Source organism: Geobacter sp. 60473, from assembly GCF_036323535.1.
GTDB lineage: Bacteria > Desulfobacterota > Desulfuromonadia > Geobacterales > Geobacteraceae > Geobacter > Geobacter sulfurreducens.
In genome coordinates this window covers 3134243-3151308 of the sequence record NZ_AP028967.1, presented here as the reverse complement: position 1 = coordinate 3151308, position 17066 = coordinate 3134243, and the positions used below count along the sequence as shown (strand labels likewise).

At 61.7% G+C, this 17066-nt stretch carries 14 protein-coding genes; 9 read left to right on the top strand and 5 right to left on the bottom strand.

Annotation, left to right across the window (positions count from 1 at the left end; genetic code table 11):
• Window positions 1-195: 195 nt before the first annotated feature.
• Window positions 196-1638 carry a cardiolipin synthase gene (gene cls / locus AABA48_RS14260; RefSeq protein WP_286352538.1) on the top strand — a complete coding sequence of 481 codons (1443 nt, stop codon included), beginning with the start codon at window positions 196-198 and terminating at the stop codon, window positions 1636-1638.
• Window positions 1639-1673: 35 nt separating this feature from the next.
• On the opposite strand, the gene AABA48_RS14255 is transcribed toward cls, so the two are convergent.
• On the bottom strand, window positions 1674-2444 hold the full coding sequence (locus tag AABA48_RS14255) for a sugar phosphate isomerase/epimerase family protein (RefSeq protein WP_286351000.1): 771 nt from the start codon (window positions 2442-2444) through the stop codon (window positions 1674-1676).
• A gap of 278 nt (window positions 2445-2722) precedes the next feature.
• Between AABA48_RS14255 and AABA48_RS14250 the strand changes: the two genes are divergently transcribed.
• The 6 genes from AABA48_RS14250 (at window position 2723) to cysS (ending at window position 9629) form a co-directional block, all read left to right on the top strand.
• Window positions 2723-3430, top strand: coding sequence for a GntR family transcriptional regulator (locus AABA48_RS14250; protein ID WP_286350999.1), 708 nt, complete (start codon window positions 2723-2725; stop codon window positions 3428-3430).
• Between the two features lie 268 nt (window positions 3431-3698).
• Window positions 3699-5087 (top strand): L-seryl-tRNA(Sec) selenium transferase, encoded by a 1389-nt coding sequence (gene selA, locus AABA48_RS14245; protein WP_286350998.1) that lies wholly within the window; start codon window positions 3699-3701, stop codon window positions 5085-5087.
• Window positions 5088-5239: 152 nt separating this feature from the next.
• Window positions 5240-5938 carry a 2-C-methyl-D-erythritol 4-phosphate cytidylyltransferase gene (ispD, locus tag AABA48_RS14240; protein ID WP_286350997.1) on the top strand — a complete coding sequence of 233 codons (699 nt, stop codon included), beginning with the start codon at window positions 5240-5242 and terminating at the stop codon, window positions 5936-5938.
• A 43-nt stretch (window positions 5939-5981) separates the two neighbouring features.
• On the top strand, window positions 5982-6455 hold the full coding sequence (gene ispF, locus AABA48_RS14235) for a 2-C-methyl-D-erythritol 2,4-cyclodiphosphate synthase (RefSeq protein WP_286350996.1): 474 nt from the start codon (window positions 5982-5984) through the stop codon (window positions 6453-6455).
• A gap of 31 nt (window positions 6456-6486) precedes the next feature.
• Entirely contained in the window at window positions 6487-8151 is a 1665-nt protein-coding gene (locus tag AABA48_RS14230; RefSeq protein ID WP_286350995.1) for a glutamine--tRNA ligase/YqeY domain fusion protein, read from the top strand.
• Window positions 8152-8183: 32 nt separating this feature from the next.
• Window positions 8184-9629 carry a cysteine--tRNA ligase gene (cysS, locus tag AABA48_RS14225; protein ID WP_286350994.1) on the top strand — a complete coding sequence of 482 codons (1446 nt, stop codon included), beginning with the start codon at window positions 8184-8186 and terminating at the stop codon, window positions 9627-9629.
• A 114-nt stretch (window positions 9630-9743) separates the two neighbouring features.
• Here the strand turns inward: cysS and AABA48_RS14220 are convergent, their stop codons facing one another.
• A complete protein-coding gene (locus AABA48_RS14220) occupies window positions 9744-9932 on the bottom strand; it encodes a ribbon-helix-helix protein, CopG family (protein WP_286350993.1) in 189 nt (62 codons plus the stop codon).
• A gap of 205 nt (window positions 9933-10137) precedes the next feature.
• Window positions 10138-12429, bottom strand: a complete 2292-nt coding sequence (locus AABA48_RS14215; protein ID WP_286350992.1) for a sigma 54-interacting transcriptional regulator — start codon at window positions 12427-12429, stop codon at window positions 10138-10140.
• A gap of 388 nt (window positions 12430-12817) precedes the next feature.
• Here AABA48_RS14215 and AABA48_RS14210 point away from each other — a divergent pair, with 388 nt between their 5' ends.
• Window positions 12818-13030 (top strand): hypothetical protein, encoded by a 213-nt coding sequence (locus tag AABA48_RS14210; RefSeq protein WP_286350991.1) that lies wholly within the window; start codon window positions 12818-12820, stop codon window positions 13028-13030.
• A gap of 76 nt (window positions 13031-13106) precedes the next feature.
• Window positions 13107-14588: a transglutaminase-like domain-containing protein gene (locus AABA48_RS14205; protein WP_286350990.1), complete on the top strand. Its 1482-nt coding sequence runs from the start codon at window positions 13107-13109 to the stop codon at window positions 14586-14588.
• Here AABA48_RS14205 and AABA48_RS14200 read toward each other — a convergent pair.
• Together AABA48_RS14200 and AABA48_RS14195 are read right to left on the bottom strand one after the other, a co-directional pair.
• Window positions 14560-15879, bottom strand: a complete 1320-nt coding sequence (locus AABA48_RS14200) for a M16 family metallopeptidase (protein WP_324309126.1) — start codon at window positions 15877-15879, stop codon at window positions 14560-14562. The two genes, AABA48_RS14205 and AABA48_RS14200, sit on opposite strands and share 29 nt — an antisense overlap.
• Window positions 15876-16937: a hypothetical protein gene (locus tag AABA48_RS14195; RefSeq protein ID WP_286350988.1), complete on the bottom strand. Its 1062-nt coding sequence runs from the start codon at window positions 16935-16937 to the stop codon at window positions 15876-15878. The genes AABA48_RS14200 and AABA48_RS14195 overlap by 4 nt, the downstream gene beginning before the upstream one ends.
• Window positions 16938-17066 lie beyond the last annotated feature (129 nt).

Sequence of the window (17066 nt, the reverse complement as noted above, 5' to 3'; positions counted from 1 at the left end):
CATTATAGTCCAGCCGGCAACCCATCCGCAAGGAAACCGGTGGCGGAGGGCTGCCGGCGGGGCTCTGTTGCTAGCGGGCTGTTTTTACGGTACAAAGTAAAGGGTCGGCAGGCACGCCGCAATGGGGCGGCTGTACACTGCCGGGCCGGAGCCCGCGTGCGACGAGGTTCCCGCACCGCCGCCGAGGGATGGGGCGTGATTTCATACCTGGATGACGTATTTTTATTTGTGTGCGCAGGAATCGCGATTGCCCTTTCGGTGGGCTCTGCCGGTCATGCCCTTGTCATGAAGCGAGACCCCCGGTCAGCACTCGGGTGGATCGTTGTCTGCCTCACGGTCCCGCTGTTCGGTCCCATTTTCTACTGGAGCATGGGGGTAAACCGCATCTTCCGCCGGGCCCGCAAGTGGCAGGAAACAGGACGCCGTCTGGCCGGGGGAGAGCACTTCCGCTCAGCCCAGGAGCATGAAAGTGCGCCGACTCCTCCGGCGGGGGCTGAATACCTCTCCGAGCTGCGCCATCTGGCCGATCGGGTGGTGGGAGCCCCTCTGGTCCAGGGAAACCGCATAATCCCCCTGGATGGTGGCGAAGGGGCGTACCCCGCCATGCTGGAAGCCATCGCCCAGGCCCGATCCTCGGTCCACCTTTCTACCTATATCTTCGATTCCGACAGCACCGGCCGCCGGTTCATCACTACGCTGGCCGCCGCCGCGGCGCGTGGTGTCATCGTGCGGGTGATCGTCGACGGCGTCGGTGAAAAGTATTCATGGCCCCGTGCCAGGACTCTCATGGAGGGGACGAGAATCAGGGTTGAGCGGTTCCTGCCGTTGCGACAGGGGGTCTACATGAATCTGCGCAACCACCGCAAAGTCCTGGTGGTGGATGGCCAGCTGGCATTTACGGGGGGGATGAATATCGGGGACCGGCATGTGGCTGAAAAGGCGGGTGACGCCGTGTCGCGGGATGTTCACTTTTCTGTGGCGGGTCCGGTGGTGGCGGGGCTTCAGCAGGTCTTCCTGGAGGATTGGCACTTCGTCACCGGCGAACTTCTTGATGACACCCGGTATTTTCCTCCGATCCCGCCGGCCGGCCATGCCCTGGCCCGTCCCATCGGCGACGGGCCCGACAAGGAATACCATACGCTCCATTGGATCATCATGGGAGCCCTGTCGTGCGCCACGCGGACGGTTCAGATCATGACGCCGTACTTCATCCCCGACCGCTCACTTGTTTCTGCCCTGGTCACTACGGCGCTGCGGGGGGTGGAGGTCACCCTCGTTTTGCCTGAGAAGAACAATCTCCCCTTTGTCCACTGGGCCACCAGGGCCTATCTCTGGGAACTCATCCAGCAGGGGATCAGAGTGTTTTACCAGCCGCCCCCTTTTGCCCACACCAAGCTTTTCATCGTCGACGGTCTCTGGAGCATGATCGGCTCGGCCAACCTGGATCCCCGCAGCCTGCGGCTCAACTTCGAGCTCAATCTGGAGGTTTATGATCGGGAACTGGCCGGAATCCTTTCCCGTAACTTCGTCGCCACCGTCGCCCGCTCGCGGCAGGTGAGCATGGCCGAGATGGACGGCCGCCCGCTCCCTGAAAAAGTGCGGGACGCAACGGCCAAGCTTTTTTCTCCCTATCTGTAGCCTTGACTACAAAGACTCGCGGCATCGGGCCGCGGTCATCTCCGGTAGCGCTCGATGGCAACGAGCGCCCTGTCCAGAGCTGCCGGGCAGTGGGCCTCGATGGTCCAGACGGCCCGGGGGGCGTGGCGCGCCATGAGGGAAAAGAAGAGGTCAAAGTCGATGGCCCCTTCGCCCAGCGGCAGATGGTCATCGCGGGTGCCGAAATTGTCGTGGATGTGGGCCTCCGCCACGAAGCGCCCCATGGCATCGAACCATTCCTCCATCCCCACCGTGTGAAAGAGATTCCAGTGTCCCACGTCGAAACAGTGGCGGAAGCGGGGGTCGTCGATCTCTTCCAGCAGGGCCTTCAAGGTTGAGGGCTCCTCCTCGAAAATGTTCTCCACCGCCACGGTGCAGCCGACAGGTTCGGTCAGCTCCAGTACCCTCCGCCATGTCTCAATGCTGTGGGCGAGCCAGACATCTTGGTTCTCGCCGTAGCGCCAGCGGTCATAGCCGGGATGGAAGACGATCACGTCGGGCTTGAGGATTGCCGCGGCGTCGATCACCTGGTTGAGCCGATGGCGGGTAGCCTCGCGGATGAGGCGCTCGGCCGAGCCCGGGTTCAGGTCCACGAAGGGCGCGTGAATGGTTGAACGCAGTCCGGTGGCGATCAGGGTATCGGCAACGGCTATCAGTTTTTCCGGGACAAGGGAGTCAAGGGCCTCACCCGAAAAGTGGACTTCGGGATTGATCCCACGGGCGGTGACGGCCGTCAGGTTGTCGGCCAGCATGGGGTAGGGGATATGGGCGTGGATGCGATCGGACATGGTCAGCGGGCTCTTTCTTTGAGTTTATTATGATGGTGTCGGCAGGGGAGCCACGAGCAGCCAGGAGGTCCCGTGCGGCAATTGTCTGCGGCTTCCCCGGCCGATGATGCTGAGGTCGGGGTTCTTCGCGCCAAAGGATACTATCCGGTGCTGTAAATGGCAAGGGCGTAAGGGTGCTTCGTAACAGACCTTTCTTTTTTAAAACATGCTAACTCCTGCTTGACAATCTCTGTATACTGTATACAATAAGTCAGCCCCCGCCGGAGTGGACACTATTTATGAAAAAACCGATGGAGAAGCACCTCACCCTCAGGGAAAAGATCCTCGAAACCATTCGCGATGCCATCATGACCGGCGCCCTCAAGCCGGGAGAAAAAGTGGCTGAGCCTGACCTCGCCGAACGATTCGGCATCAGCCGCACACCGATCCGGGAGGCGTTCCGCCAGCTGGAGTCGGAGGGATATCTGACCGTGATACCGCGCAAAGGAGCGGTTGTCACGTTTTTCTCTCCCCGGGACGTGGAAGAGTTTTACGCCATCAAGAGCATTCTTGAGGGGTACGCGGCTCGCCGCGCCTGTGAGAAGCTCACGGACAAGGAAATCGAGAAGCTTCGAGCCATCAACGAGAAATTGCGCCACCTGGCGGATGAGGGTGACGTACGTCACTTTTTCCGGATTCACAACGATTTCCATGAACTGTTCCTTCGGGCGGCCGACAACGAGAAGCTCTCAGAGCTCGTCACCAACCTTGTCCGGAAGTTCCAGCGGCTTCGCTACGCCTCCCTCAGCCTGCCCGGCCGAATGCATATTTCCGTGAAGGAGCACGAACGGATCATCGAGGCATTCCAGTCCCGCAATGCCGACATGGCCGAGACCCTTGTCCGCAAGAACGCTGAGTACGGCGGCCGGGTTCTCATGCAGGAAACCGACGGCGCACCTCCCCTCAAACCTGCCGAACAGGCTGCTGCACTGCAACTTGATATCTAGTGACCCGGTTGGTTTCTGTCTGCAGTTGAGGTTCTTTTAACCGCAGCCGGCGTTGCGGCTCCTTGACGTGGCAGGGCTGGCCCCGTGTCGCCAGTCGCAGCCTCAATGCCTCACAATTTTCCCCAAGGATTTACCAACAGAGACACTGGACTGGGTGACGATACCCCGTTCACCCGCCCCCCTCACCCGCCTTGACAGTCCTGAGCCAATCTGGTAGTGAGGTCTAAGCTGGCTTTGTGCCGCCATTTTTGTGCCCGGAGAGACTACCGTGACCATCTTTAGCCGCATTCCCAAGGTTGACCGCATCCTTGAACAGGGCGAAGTCAGGCGGTTGCTGGCAGACCATCCCCGACCCACGGTTCTCGCCGCCGTTCGCGCCGTGCTCGATGCCTTGCGCGCCGAGGCCCGCGCAGGATCGCTACGGGAGCAAGATCTGGCAGACGGTGCGGTTGCCGGCCGGGTCGGTCGCGAGGTGGCCCGCAGCACGGCGTGCAGCCTTCGACGGGTGGTGAACGGCACCGGTGTCGTCATTCACACGAACCTGGGGCGCTCTCCCCTGGCGGAGCGGGTACGGCAACGTGTCGACGACACCGCCTACGGCTACTCCAACCTGGAATTCGATCTGGAGCGGGGCGAGAGGGGGAGCCGATACTCCCATGTTGAGAAGCTGCTCTGCGAACTGACCGGCGCAGAGGCCGCGCTCGTGGTCAACAACAACGCAGCGGCGGTCCTGCTGGCCCTGTCCGCCCTTGCCGGCGGAAAAGAGGTCATCGTCTCCCGGGGAGAACTGGTGGAGATCGGCGGGTCGTTCCGCATCCCGGACGTCATGCAGCAGGGCGGGGCCGTTCTCCGCGAGGTGGGAACCACCAACCGTACCCATCCCCGCGACTACCGTCAGGCGGTGACATCCGAAACGGGGCTTTTGCTCAAGGTCCACTCCAGCAATTTCGCCGTGGTCGGTTTTACCGCAGAGGTGACGGCCCCGGAGATGGTCGCCATCGGCCGCGAATTGGGTCTGCCGGTCATGGCCGACATCGGCAGCGGCTGTCTCATTGATCTCTCCCGTTTCGGCATCCGGGGAGAGCCCACGGTGCAGGAATTCGTCTCCGCCGGGGTGGATGTGGTCACCTTCAGCGGTGATAAGCTCCTGGGCGGTCCCCAGGCCGGGATCATCGTCGGGCGCAGGGCATACGTGGAGCCGCTGAAAAAGCATCCTCTGCTCCGGGCTATCCGTATCGACAAGCTGACCCTGGCGGCCCTGGAGGGAACCCTGCGCCTCTACCGGGATGAACGCCAGGCCCTGGCGGAGATACCGACTCTCAGGATGCTGACCGCCTCGGCCGACGAATTGCGGCTTCGCGCCAGACAGTTCATGCGCCGTCTGCGCCGGGGCGTCCCCGCTTCCGTACGGCTTGCTTCCCTTGACGGCGTTTCCCAGGTGGGAGGGGGTGCCTATCCCCTCCTGGAGCTGCCCACGACCCTCATTGCCGTTGACGTGGACGGGGTGTCTCCCCAGGAGATGGAGACGCGGCTCCGGCGCATGACCGTGCCGGTAGTCGGGCGCATCAACCGGGGACGCTTTCTGCTCGATGCGCGGACCCTCCTGGACGACGATGCCCCGGCGGTTGCCTCCGCCCTGCGGGAACTGGCCGGCTGACGCGGCCGGGGGCAATTCTTCGTATTACTTTTGGCTGGTCTTTTAGCGATCCTTCGGTATAATCAGCTCATTCCGGCCCGACCGGCGCCGTTTTCCGCGCAGGCCGGGCCGTATTTGTGGCGCCGTCCACCGCGGCGCGAAGGGGAGAAGCCATGGCCGTTTTCGCCCTGGTCCCGGCCGCCGGCATGGGCAAGCGGATGGGGGCCTCCATCAACAAGCAGTACCTCCTCCTGGCGGGGAGACCGATCCTCGCCCATACCCTGAGTGTTTTTGAGGGGGCGTCCTTTGTTGACGGCGTATTTGTCATCACTCCCGAGGACGAGATTCCCTTCTGCCGTGACCAGGTGGTTGAGCGTTACGGCTTCACCAAGGTTCTGGGCATCGTTGCCGGCGGTGCGGAGCGCCAGCATTCGGTCCTGAACGGGTTGCGGGCCATGGAGGGAACTGCGGCGGACGACGATGTGGTCCTTATCCATGATGGGGTCCGTCCCTTTGTCAGTACGGACGTGCTGGCCCGGGCAGCCGCGGTGGCCCGGGAGGACGACGGAGCCCTTGTTGCCGTGCCGGCCAAGGACACCGTGAAGACGGTTGAAGACGGCATCATAACCGGTACCCCCCCCCGGGAGACCCTTTGGCTCGCCCAGACGCCCCAGGCGTTTCGCTACGCCGTCATCCGCGCGGCCCACGAAATTGCCGACGCGGAACGCTTTCTCGGCACCGACGATGCCATGCTTGTGGAGCGCCTGGGCCGCAGCGTGCGGATCGTCGTGGGGGATTACCGCAATATCAAGATCACGACGCCCGAGGACATGGTCCTGGCCGAGGCGTTTCTGAAGGAGATCACGGCGTGAACGGGCGACCGGCTCCGCGTGTTTTGAAAGAGAGGTACATACCATGAGGATCGGCCACGGCTATGACGTTCACCGCCTGGTGGCGGAACGAAAGCTGATCGTCGGCGGCGTCGACATTCCCTACGAACTGGGCCTGCTGGGGCATTCCGATGCCGATGTGCTGCTCCACGCCATCTCCGACGCCATTCTCGGAGCCCTTACCCTGGGAGATATCGGCAAGCACTTTCCCGATACCGACCCCCGGTACAAGGGCGCCGACAGCCGGGCACTGCTCCGCCATGTCATGGAGCTGGCGGACCGGCACGGATTCCGCCTCGGCAACCTGGATGCCACGATCGTGGCCCAGCGTCCCAAGATGGCCCCTCACATCCCTCTCATGCGAGAACATATCGCCGCCGACCTGATGGCGGACCCCGAGCGGGTGAACGTCAAGGCGACCACCACCGAAGAACTTGGGTTCGCGGGGCGCGGCGAGGGTATTGCCGCCTATGCGGTGGTGCTCATGGAAGAGAAGTAGCAGCCTAATGTAATTTGTGCGAGGACAGCGAATGTCGACCACCGAATCAGCCCACGTCACCAACTTCCTGCGAACCATCGTCGAGGACGATCTCAAGAGCGGCAAGCACCGGATCATCGTCACCCGCTTCCCCCCCGAGCCCAATGGCTATCTCCACATCGGCCACGCCAAATCCATTTGTCTCAACTTCGGCTTGGCGCGGGATTTCGGGGGGCGCTGCCATCTCCGCTTCGACGACACCAACCCGGTGAAAGAGGAGACCGAGTACATCGAGTCGATCAAGGAGAGCGTCCGCTGGCTCGGCTTCGAGTGGGGGGAGCATTGCTATTACGCCTCCGACTACTTCGAGCAGCTCTACCAGTGGGCCGAATCCCTCATCATACAGGGCAAGGCCTACGTGGACGACCTGACGGCCGATGAGATCCGCTCCTACCGCGGCACCCTCACCGAACCGGGCAAGGAGAGTCCCTACCGCAGCCGCACTGCAGAGGAAAACCTTGATCTGTTCCGCCGGATGCGGGCCGGCGAGTTCCCGGATGGGGCAAAGGTGTTAAGGGCCAGGATCGACATGGCCTCTCCCAACATCAACCTGCGGGATCCGGTCATGTACCGGATTCTCCATGCCCCGCACCCCCATGCCGGCGACAAATGGTGTATCTACCCAATGTATGACTACGCCCATGGCCAGTCGGACGCCATTGAGGGGATCACCCACTCTATCTGCACCCTGGAGTTCGAAGATCATAAGCCCCTTTACGAGTGGTTTCTGGACAACCTGCCGGTGCCGAACCGGCCGCGCCAGTACGAGTTCGCCCGCCTGAATCTCACCTATGCGGTCATGAGCAAGCGCAAGCTTCTCCAGTTGGTTAAGGACGGCGACGTGACCGGCTGGGATGACCCGCGCATGCCGACCATCATGGGCATTCGCCGTCGGGGCTTTACGCCCGAGGCGATTCGGAGCTTCTGCGACACCATCGGTGTGGGACGCAGCGACAGCTGGATCGACATGAGCATTCTGGAAGAGAGCGTGCGCCAGGATCTGAACGAGCGCGCGCCCCGGGTCATGGCGGTCTTGCGGCCTCTCCGGCTGGTGATCGAAAACTATCCCGAGGGGGAGGCGGAGGATCTCACCATTGCCTATCACCCCCAGCGTCCCGACCTGGGCGGCCGGCCGGTCCCCTTTGGACGGGAGCTTTTCATCGAGCGCGACGATTTCATGGAGGTCCCTCCCAAGGGGTTCAAGCGTCTTTCGCCGGGCGAAGAAATCCGCCTGCGGGGCGCGTACATCGTGAAATGCACCGGGGTGGAGCGTGATGGCGAGGGGAACGTGACCACGGTACGCTGCACCTATGATCCGGAGACCCGCAGCGGCCTTCCCGGTTCGGAGCGCAAGGTCAAGGGGGTCATTCACTGGGTCTCGGCGACCCATGCCGTGACTGCCGAGGTCAGGCTTTACGATCGGCTCTTCACCGTTCCCAACCCCTCGGGCGACGACTGGAAGGAGCTTCTCAACCCCCTGTCGGTTGAAATCGTTCGGGATTGCCGGCTGGAGCCCTCCCTGGCTCTGGCCCGGCCCGAGGATCGCTTCCAGTTCGAGCGTCAGGGATACTTCTGCGCTGACCGCGTCGATTCGCAGCCCGGCGCGCCGGTCTTCAACCGGACCGTGACGCTGCGGGATTCGTGGGCCAAGAAGTAATACGTAGAATTAAGAATCTGAAAGGGCTTTCCATGGCATTGCGCGTCTACAACACGCTTTCGGGCACAAAGGAAGATTTCGTCACGCTGGAGCCGGACCGGGTGAAGATGTACGTCTGCGGCGTCACGGTCTATGACCACTGCCACATCGGCCACGCCCGGGCCAACGTGGTCTTCGACATGATCTACCGCTACCTCCGCCACGCAGGCTACGAGGTGACCTATGTCCGCAACTATACCGACGTGGACGACAAGATCATCAATCGGGCCAATCAGGAAGGGGTGCCGTTCAACGTCATCTCCGAGCGCTTCATTGCCGAGTTCGACCGGGACATGGCGGCTCTGGGGCTCGATTTGCCCACCTATCAGCCCAAGGCCACCGAGCACATCGCCGAGATGATCCAGGTCATCGAGCGACTGGTGGAACGGGGCTTTGCCTATGCCGCCGACGGGGATGTCTACTTCAGCGTTGAGGCCTTCGATCAGTACCTGAAGCTCTCCAAGCGCAACCTTGAGGAAATGCAGGCCGGCGCACGCATCGAGGTGGGAGAGAAAAAACGCCATCCCATGGACTTTGCCCTCTGGAAAGGGTCGAAGCCGGGCGAGCCCTGCTGGGATTCCCCCTGGGGCCAGGGGCGTCCCGGCTGGCACATCGAGTGCTCCGCCATGAGCATGAAGTACCTGGGCGAGACCTTCGATATTCACGGCGGCGGCAAGGATCTGGTATTCCCTCACCACGAGAATGAGATCGCCCAGTCCGAGGCGGCCAACGGCAAGCCCTTTGCCCGCTACTGGATCCACAACGGCTTTGTGAACATAAATGCCGAGAAGATGAGCAAGTCCCTCGGCAACTTCTTCACCATCAAGGAAGTGCTGGAGAGCTATGACGCCGAGGTGCTCCGGTTCTTCCTCCTGTCGGCTCACTACCGTTCTCCCATTGATTTTTCGGATCAGAACCTGAAGGAGGCCGCAGCGGGTCTGGAGCGGATCTACAATGCCCTGGCCGGCATCGACGAGGCAGTGGCCGCAGGCGGCACGGGTGCGGGGCGGATCGACGAGGAACTGGCCGAGAAGGCGGCCGGACTTCCGGCCCGTTTCAGTGAGGCCATGGACGATGATTTCAACACGGCCCAGGCGTTGGGCTATGTCTTTGATCTGGTGCGGGCGGTCAACCGGGTGCTTGCAGAGGGTGGTATCGACCGGACCGTACTTGCGAGCGCGCGGGAGGCAATCAATCGGGTGGGAGCGGTGCTTGGCCTGTTCACGTCGGAGCCGGTTGCCTTCGCGGAGCGTCTCAAAAGTCGCAAGGCCGCGGCTCTGCCCATTGAGGCCTCCGAGATCGAACGCCTGATCGAGGAGCGGAACGCGGCCCGCAAGGCCCGGGATTTTCGTCGTGCCGACGAGATTCGCGATACCTTGGCGGCCCAGGGGATTCTGCTCCTCGACTCAGCCCAGGGAACAACCTGGAAGGTGAAATAGACGAGCTAAAACGAAAAAAACGAACCGCTGCGGATTGCTTCCGCCCGGTTCGCTTCATGATCGACGAAGTGCGGGGCACCCCTGGCAAGGGATGCCCCGTTTTTTTTGTGAAAATCAGGCGGCCTTCTGATCCCCGGATTGAGACTGCTCGAGTTGGACGGAGAAAAGCTCCATGGCCTCCCTCATGATGTCCGACACGCTCTTGTGAGTGGCTTCCATGATTGCCTGCAGGCGATCACGCTCTTCGTCGCTGATCCTCATGGAGATAACGTTGTACCGCGGATTTTCTCTCATTCTTCCCATGTCTGGTATCCTCCGTGTATTGATTGGCATTGTTGATATCGATTTTGTGTACTTACTATGCCATATACATGCCAGATTTAGGGGCCAGAGAAAAAAATTATAACATGTCGAAATCATTATTAAGTTAAATATAAAAATTATCTAATAAAAATCTGCGTATACATCTTTGTGTCACGGTTGGCACAGGCGTGGCCAAAAGTGCACACTATTGTCTGCCCCCCTGGGGTATATCCCGCTCCTCTTTGTCCTTGAGGCGATACTTGTCAAGCAGGCGGTAAAAGGTGCGGCGCGGAATGTTGGCGAGCCGTGCGGCGCGGCTGACGTTGCCGTTTGCTTCGGCCAGATAGCGCTGGATCAGCTTCTTTTCGAGCTTGACCACATGCCTTTCGCGCTCCGCGCGGAAGGATGCCCGGATATCCAGGTCGGCGGTCGGGCTCCCATCCAGATTTTCCGAAAGGGCCAGAGGGAGGTTCTCCAGGTGGATGACATCGTCGTGGGCGAGCACCGCAGCCCGTTCGATGACGTTCTGCATCTCGCGGATGTTGCCGGGCCAGGGGTACTTGGTGAGAGCAATGACGGCCCGCTCTTCGATGGCTGAGAGCCGCTTGTTCAGTTTGGTGCTGGCTTTTTCCATGAAGTGGTGCGCCAGAATCGGAATCGACTCTACCCGATTGCGCAGGGGCGGCATGGTGATGGTAAAGACATTGAGGCGATAATACAGGTCCTCGCGGAACCAGCCCGCCCGTACTCCTTCTTCGAGGTTCCGGTTGGTTGCGGCAATGAGGCGTACGTCGACCTTGCGGGCAGTCGTGCCCCCGACGGGACGCACTTCGCCCATGTCGAGGACGCGCAGGAGTTCCGCCTGCAATTTCGGAGTGATATCGCCGATTTCATCCAGGAAGATGGTGCCGCCGTCGGCGGCCTCGAACAGTCCCTTTTTCTCGGCGATGGCGCCGGTGAAGGCCCCCCGCTTGTGTCCGAAGAGTTCGCTCTCCAGAAGGGAATCAGTGATGGTGGTGCAGTTCACGGTCACCAGGGGCTTATCGTTGCGCTTGCTGAAGCGATGGATGGCTCGGGCGGTGAGTTCCTTTCCGGTTCCCGACTCGCCCCGGATCAGAACCGTCGTTGGCGTGGGCCCCACTTGCTTGATGAGATCGAGTACTTCCAGGGTCTTACGGTCGTCGCCGACAATGAACTCGTCAGTGTACTCGCGGTCAAGTTCCCGACGGGCGAGCTCGTACTTCTGGATCAGGCGGCCACGATCCTCTTCCAGTTGCTGGAGGTTGTAGGGAAGGCACATCTCGATCTCGGCCAAGCCCTGGTAGACCGCCACGGCATACTCGCGGCAGGTGCGATAGCCGCAGGCGCGGCAATTGAGTTCGTCCTTGACCGAGTACTTGCTGGTGGCTTGAAGTATTTTCTTGATATCGTTTGTTTTTGGCGACTCGAGGCGCGCGTGCTTGCTGGCAAAAGAGCGGACCAATCCGGTCTGCTCACGGGAGGAAAGATAGTGTGGAGCCGTCTCGTAGGGGATGTCCTGCTTGTAATGGTTAATTATCAGGTTGCGGCGGTAGAATTCGGTCAGGTCGTTGTTGCGGCCGGGACCGCCGATGCATCCGTCATAGCAGAAGCGCAGGTCGGCAAAGCGGGGAGCGATCCTGCCGGCTGCCAGGTCTCTGATGATACCCATGACGTTTACTTCGCCACAGGCGGAGACTATTTCGGTGTCAAGGGGGTCCGCCGACATGGAGAACGATCGGAAGGTTCCCTCGTTGATGGGGAAAAGTCTTCCCACCGTGGGCGCAAGCCCGTCGAAGGGAAGCGCGTCGAGGGTCGGGAGGGAAATCTGACGGCTGCGGAAGATGCCCTCCAATTCGCGGTAGGTGAGAACAATGTCGATGGCTTCCCGCGTTTCGGCCATCTGGGTTTCGAACTTTGCGGCAATGCAGGAACTGATGTAGACCACTTTGGCCTTGGGACCCAGTACTTTCTTGAGGTAGCGGCCCATGGCGATCATGGGAGAAACGACGGGCACAAGGTTTCTGAGCAGTTTCGGGTAGTGCCGCTCGATCAGGTCAACGATGGCAGGGCAGTGGGATGAAATGTAAGTCCGGTCGTTGTCGCCGGTGATGCGGGCGTAATCGTCAGCGATCAGTTCAGCGCCGTAGGCCCCTTCGTGGACCTCGCGAAAGCCGATCCGTTTGAGGCCGGCCACGAGCTGGCCCGGTGCAACGTTGTGAAAAAATGCCGGAAATGATGAGCCGAGCACGGCGATTACCTTGTCTTCCGAGGTGAGAAGACTCTCGGTAACGCCCACCTTGTCGGCCACCATCTTTGCCCGTTGCGGGCAATTGCTCAGGCAGTTGCCGCAGCCTATGCAGCGGTCGAAGATGATCTCGGTGTAGCGTTTTTCAACCTTGATCGCCTTGACCGGGCAGCTCCTGACACAGCAGTAGCACTTGCGGCACTTTTCCTTGTCGGTAATTATCGGCTCCATGACGCCTCCTGTACATGTGAACCATACACCATTGAAGGGGTAGTGTGCAACAAGTGACACATAAAGTATACGCTGTGCCGGGCGTGGCACAGCGGGTTGGCGGCAAAAAAACACCCTAGCGACTAGGAGGGAAAGTCGGCTAGGGCATAATGAGGATCTCTCGACCCTCGCAACTCTTTTCTAAGTAAACTATAGCGCGATCATCCAGCCTCCGCAAGTAAATAGGAGAAGATAATTTGCTGTATTTAAAGAGTTTTTCATGTGTGGCTCTTTGTGGTCCGGTGTGGCTTTTCCGACAGGTCAGGCCCGATTGCGACCCCCCTGCGATTGTGGTATAACCTCCACAACCCCCGTGGAGGGGAATCCCATCCCCGAAGGAGAACCGACCATGGACCTGAGCCTGGACGAGCATAAACTCATCATCGAATTCCGACGGCTGTCGGACAGCGGCAGAAAGAGCCTGCTTGATCACGCCGCCGTTCTTGTGCGGCAGGAACTGGACAGGGGCGAACCGGACAGCCCCGCCCCCGAGAACCGCTGTTCCGTACCCCAGAGTGAGAAGCGCCCTGAAGCGGCCAAGGAGCCCATTTTCACGGAATAGATCTCTACCATTGCGTGCCGTTCGACGAGAGTCTGACGGCGCGCCGTTCTCACCGCCGTATCGAGCCCACTACGCCATGCCTATGCCCCGTACTCTGGTCAGGATCATAGCCGTTTTCATCGTCACGTTCTTTCTTCAGTCCATAGCCCGGGCCGGGGATTCCCGGCTGTCCGTGCCTCCTCTCGCGAAACCGCCCCTGGGCGAGCGGTGGTTCGGTATCTTCATGGGGGGGGAGCGGACCGGCTTCGGCCGGCAGGTGACAACCGCGGTGGACGACGGCTACGAGATGACAGTGGAAGGGAGCGTCAGGATGGTTGTCCTCGGCTTTTCGCGCGAGGCGGCTTCCCGCGAGGTCTATCGGGTGGGACGTGACCTTGCCCTCCGCTCCTTCCGGGTGGAGCAGGTGCTTGACGGTACTCCCCGGCGACTGGAAGGCGAAACGACGCCGGCAGGAGTGAAGATCCGGCTCGAACGGGGAGGCAGCCGGAAGGAGAAGCTTCTCAAAACCAAGGGAGCAGTATATCCGCCGCCGGTCCTGAACCTCTATCCGCTCTTGAAGGGAGCGGTTGCGGGAAAGCGCTACAAGGTAACCATGCTCGATGTGGAAGGCGGTTCCCTGAAAAACGTCGCCATTACCGTGCAGGGATCGGATACTGCGGCAGGCGGGATACAGGCCGTCCACATGGTAAACGACCTCTACCCCATGGTCGACAATGAAGTCTGGGTAGACCGGGATGGGAACACCCTCCGCGAGTCGGTGCGTGACGGCCTGGTGGAGACCGTGGCCGAGGATGGTGACGCAGGGCGGCGATTCCTGGCCGAAGCCACCCTGTCCCGGCGTGACATGATCCTCGACTTCAGCCTCGTGCGGTTGAATCCTCCCCTTGAGCGGGTCCGGGAACTCAAGAGCCTCGTGATTACTCTTGAGGGAATCCCCCGGGAGATGTCGCTACCCGATGGGGGAGGGCAGAGCGTGCGGCGTCTGGGCGACGGAAGCGTGCAGGTCACGGTGGAGCCGGTGGTGCCGTCCGCTGCGCCGGCTGGAGATAGCGCGCCTGCGGTTGATGCTGCTGCCCTGGCCCCCTGGTTGGCACCTACCGACCTCCTGCCGGCGGATCATCCCGAGATCGTGGCTACGGCCCGGCGGGTTATCGGGGATGATGCCTCCGCCCGGGGACGGCTGGAAAAGCTGGTGACCTGGGTGAGCAGCTACGTGAAAGACAGCGTCACGGATGCCCCGTCTCCCCTCGACACGCTTGCCTCACGCACGGGAAACTGTCAGTCGCATGCACGCCTTTTCGTCTCCCTGGCCCGTGCTGTGGGCATTCCGGCCCGTTTCGTGTCAGGGCTTGTCTCCCTGGACGGAAAGGGCCTGCTCTATCACAGTTGGGCCGAGGTTTTTGTGGATGGCGCCTGGCAGCAGGTTGACCCCGCCTTTGATCAGGTTCCTGCCGATGCCTCGCATGTGAAACTGGTTGAGGGGGAAAGCCCCGACCGGCTGGCGGCCATTGCCGCCGTGGTCGGCAGGATCAAGGCCCGGGTGGTTGACATGAGGTAGGAAATTCCTTGGCGTAGCGCCGCAGCAACTGGTCGATCCGCCGCTTTGCAGTGGCGGTGACCGGCCCGACGGCCACGAGGTTGAGGGCTGCCGGAGCAAAAAGCCGCTGCGCGACGGCCTGCAGGGTGCCCTCGTCCACGGCCTCAACCTCGGCCCGTTCCTCGTCGATCCCCTTGACCATCCCCATTAGTTCGCCCCACCCGTAACGCACCTGCATCTCGAAGGTGGAATCTTCGCTGTAGGCAAGGTCGAAGAAATATCCCTGCCGAACCCGGCACAGTTCCTCGGCGCTAACCGGCTCCGCCGCCAGTTTCCGGGTCTCCCTGAGGACTTCCTCCACGGCGGTGAGCAGATTCTCCGGTGCGGTGGACAGCTCGATGGAAAAGCAGCCGGTCTCGTCGTAGGCGGCAATCTGGGCGTCCACGGAGTAGACGATGCCGAGCCGTTCCCTCAGGTTCAGGTGGAGGCGCGAACAGCCGCCTCCCGCCAGAACGCGCCGGAGGAGCCGGGTTGCCGCCAGCTGCGGGTCGGGGCGGGAGAATCCACGAAAGGTTATCTGGAGATCCACCTGGCTGTCTGCGTCCTTCACAAAGAGGCAGCGGGGTTCGTCCTGGTCTGACGGCGGCGGCATCCGGCCGGGGGCGGACGGTCCCGCCCAGGTGCCGAAGGCGTCGGCGACGGCCCCGAATACGTCGTCGGCCCTGACTCGCCCGGCTGCTACGACCACTGCGTTGGTGGGGACGTAGTAGCGGGCCATGTGACCCTTCAGGTCGGCCTCGGTGATGGCCGAGATGGTGTCGAGGTAGCCGATGGTCGGCATGCCGAGGGGGTGGCCGGGCCAGAGCATGCTGCTGGAGAGGTTGTCGGGGTTGATGTCGTCACCGTGGTCGTTGATGTCTTCCAGGGCTTCCTCGGTGATGATCCGCTTTTCGATATCAATGCCCGGAAAGGTCGGCGTGAGGATCATGGCTGCCAACAGGCGCAGCCCTTCAGCCACATGATCGGGGTGGACGCGGGAATAGTAGCTGGTGGACTCGGCGTCGGTCGCGGCATTGACGCAACCGCCGATGGCCTCGAAAGCGGCTTCCAGTTCCAGGTTGGTGGGGTGCTCGGCGGTGCCCCGGAAGAGCATGTGCTCCAGGAAATGGGCGAGCCCGGCCGTGGCACGGTTGTCGTCGCGTCCGCCGACGCGCACGTAGACCGCGATCTCGGTACTGTGGAGGTGGGGCATTTCCACCGCCACCACACGCAGGCCGTTGGGGAGAGTTTTCCGGTGGGCGGTTGCTGTCATCGGGCCTCGGCGCTGATGGCCTGAATGGCGTCGAGTACTACCCCGTCGTACTTGTCGCGGGAGAGGGCCATGGCCACGGGGGGGATGCGCAGCAATGACTTGACGAGGCCGAAGCGCATGTCGCGGGGAAGGATGTCGATGTAGCGGACGAGGTTTTCCTCCTGCTCCGGCGCCAGTGCCCCGTTGCCCGTAAGAGTTGCGACGATGTCGCTCATGGTGACCGCCTGCTGGTCGTCCCGCTGGGCCCTGAGCTTCTCAGCCACGTGGTCCCAGTGATTCAGCACCTCGCCGGCGGTTACGGGCCGGGCCGCATGGTCGGCGCACCAGCGCAGAAAGGCGATGGCAGCCTCTTTGCCGATAATGCCGGCGTAGATCTCCATCTCCAGTTCCCGGGGAAAACGGCACTGCCGGCGCAAGATGCTCACCATTTCCCAGCCCCGCTCGGTGGGTTCGGCGTCCATCTCCAGGGGGCTCCCCTGGCTGGCCAGGAGCGAGGTGTTGGCCGCCAGGAACCGGCGCACCCCCTGGTCCAGGTCCCTGGCCGCGGCGTAGCGGGCCCAGCACTGGTAGTCGGTTTCCACGTAGAGCATCACCATCCGGTCGATGAGGGACCGGTCAAAGGTCGCCACCTGGTAGGTGCCGTCAGGCGGGTTGATGGTCACCACCACCTTGTGCCGGGGGTGGAGGGTGTGGGTGTGGAGCGCACGGCGGTTTCCCTCGGAGGGGGGCTCCACGAACTGGAAGATGGCCTGGAGGGTGTCCTCCTGCTGGGCCCGGTTCAGTTCATCGCAGTGGATGACCGTGTCCGGCGCGTCGTCGTCGGGCCACCAGCAGGGGCGCGACCAGTACATGACGTCCTTTTCGCGATAGGGGATGCCCACCAGGTCCCCCACTTCCATCTGGCCAAGGCGAATAGGTTGATAACGGCGGCCGGTCTCCCGGCAGAGCTGTATGATGCCGGCTGTTTTGCCGACCCCCCGGTGGCCGACGATGCACGGCGTCAGGTCGGTCCTGGCGAGGATCTCTCTCAGGACCACCTTCATTTGTTCGACATTCATGGCGTTGTCCGACCTCGTTGCGAATATGTTTCAACCATAGCATGATTTCAACGGGCAGGTCCATACCTCCTCCGGCACGTTCGGGGAACATCCTTGACTCAATCCGGGCGAAGTGCTATAAACTCCTCC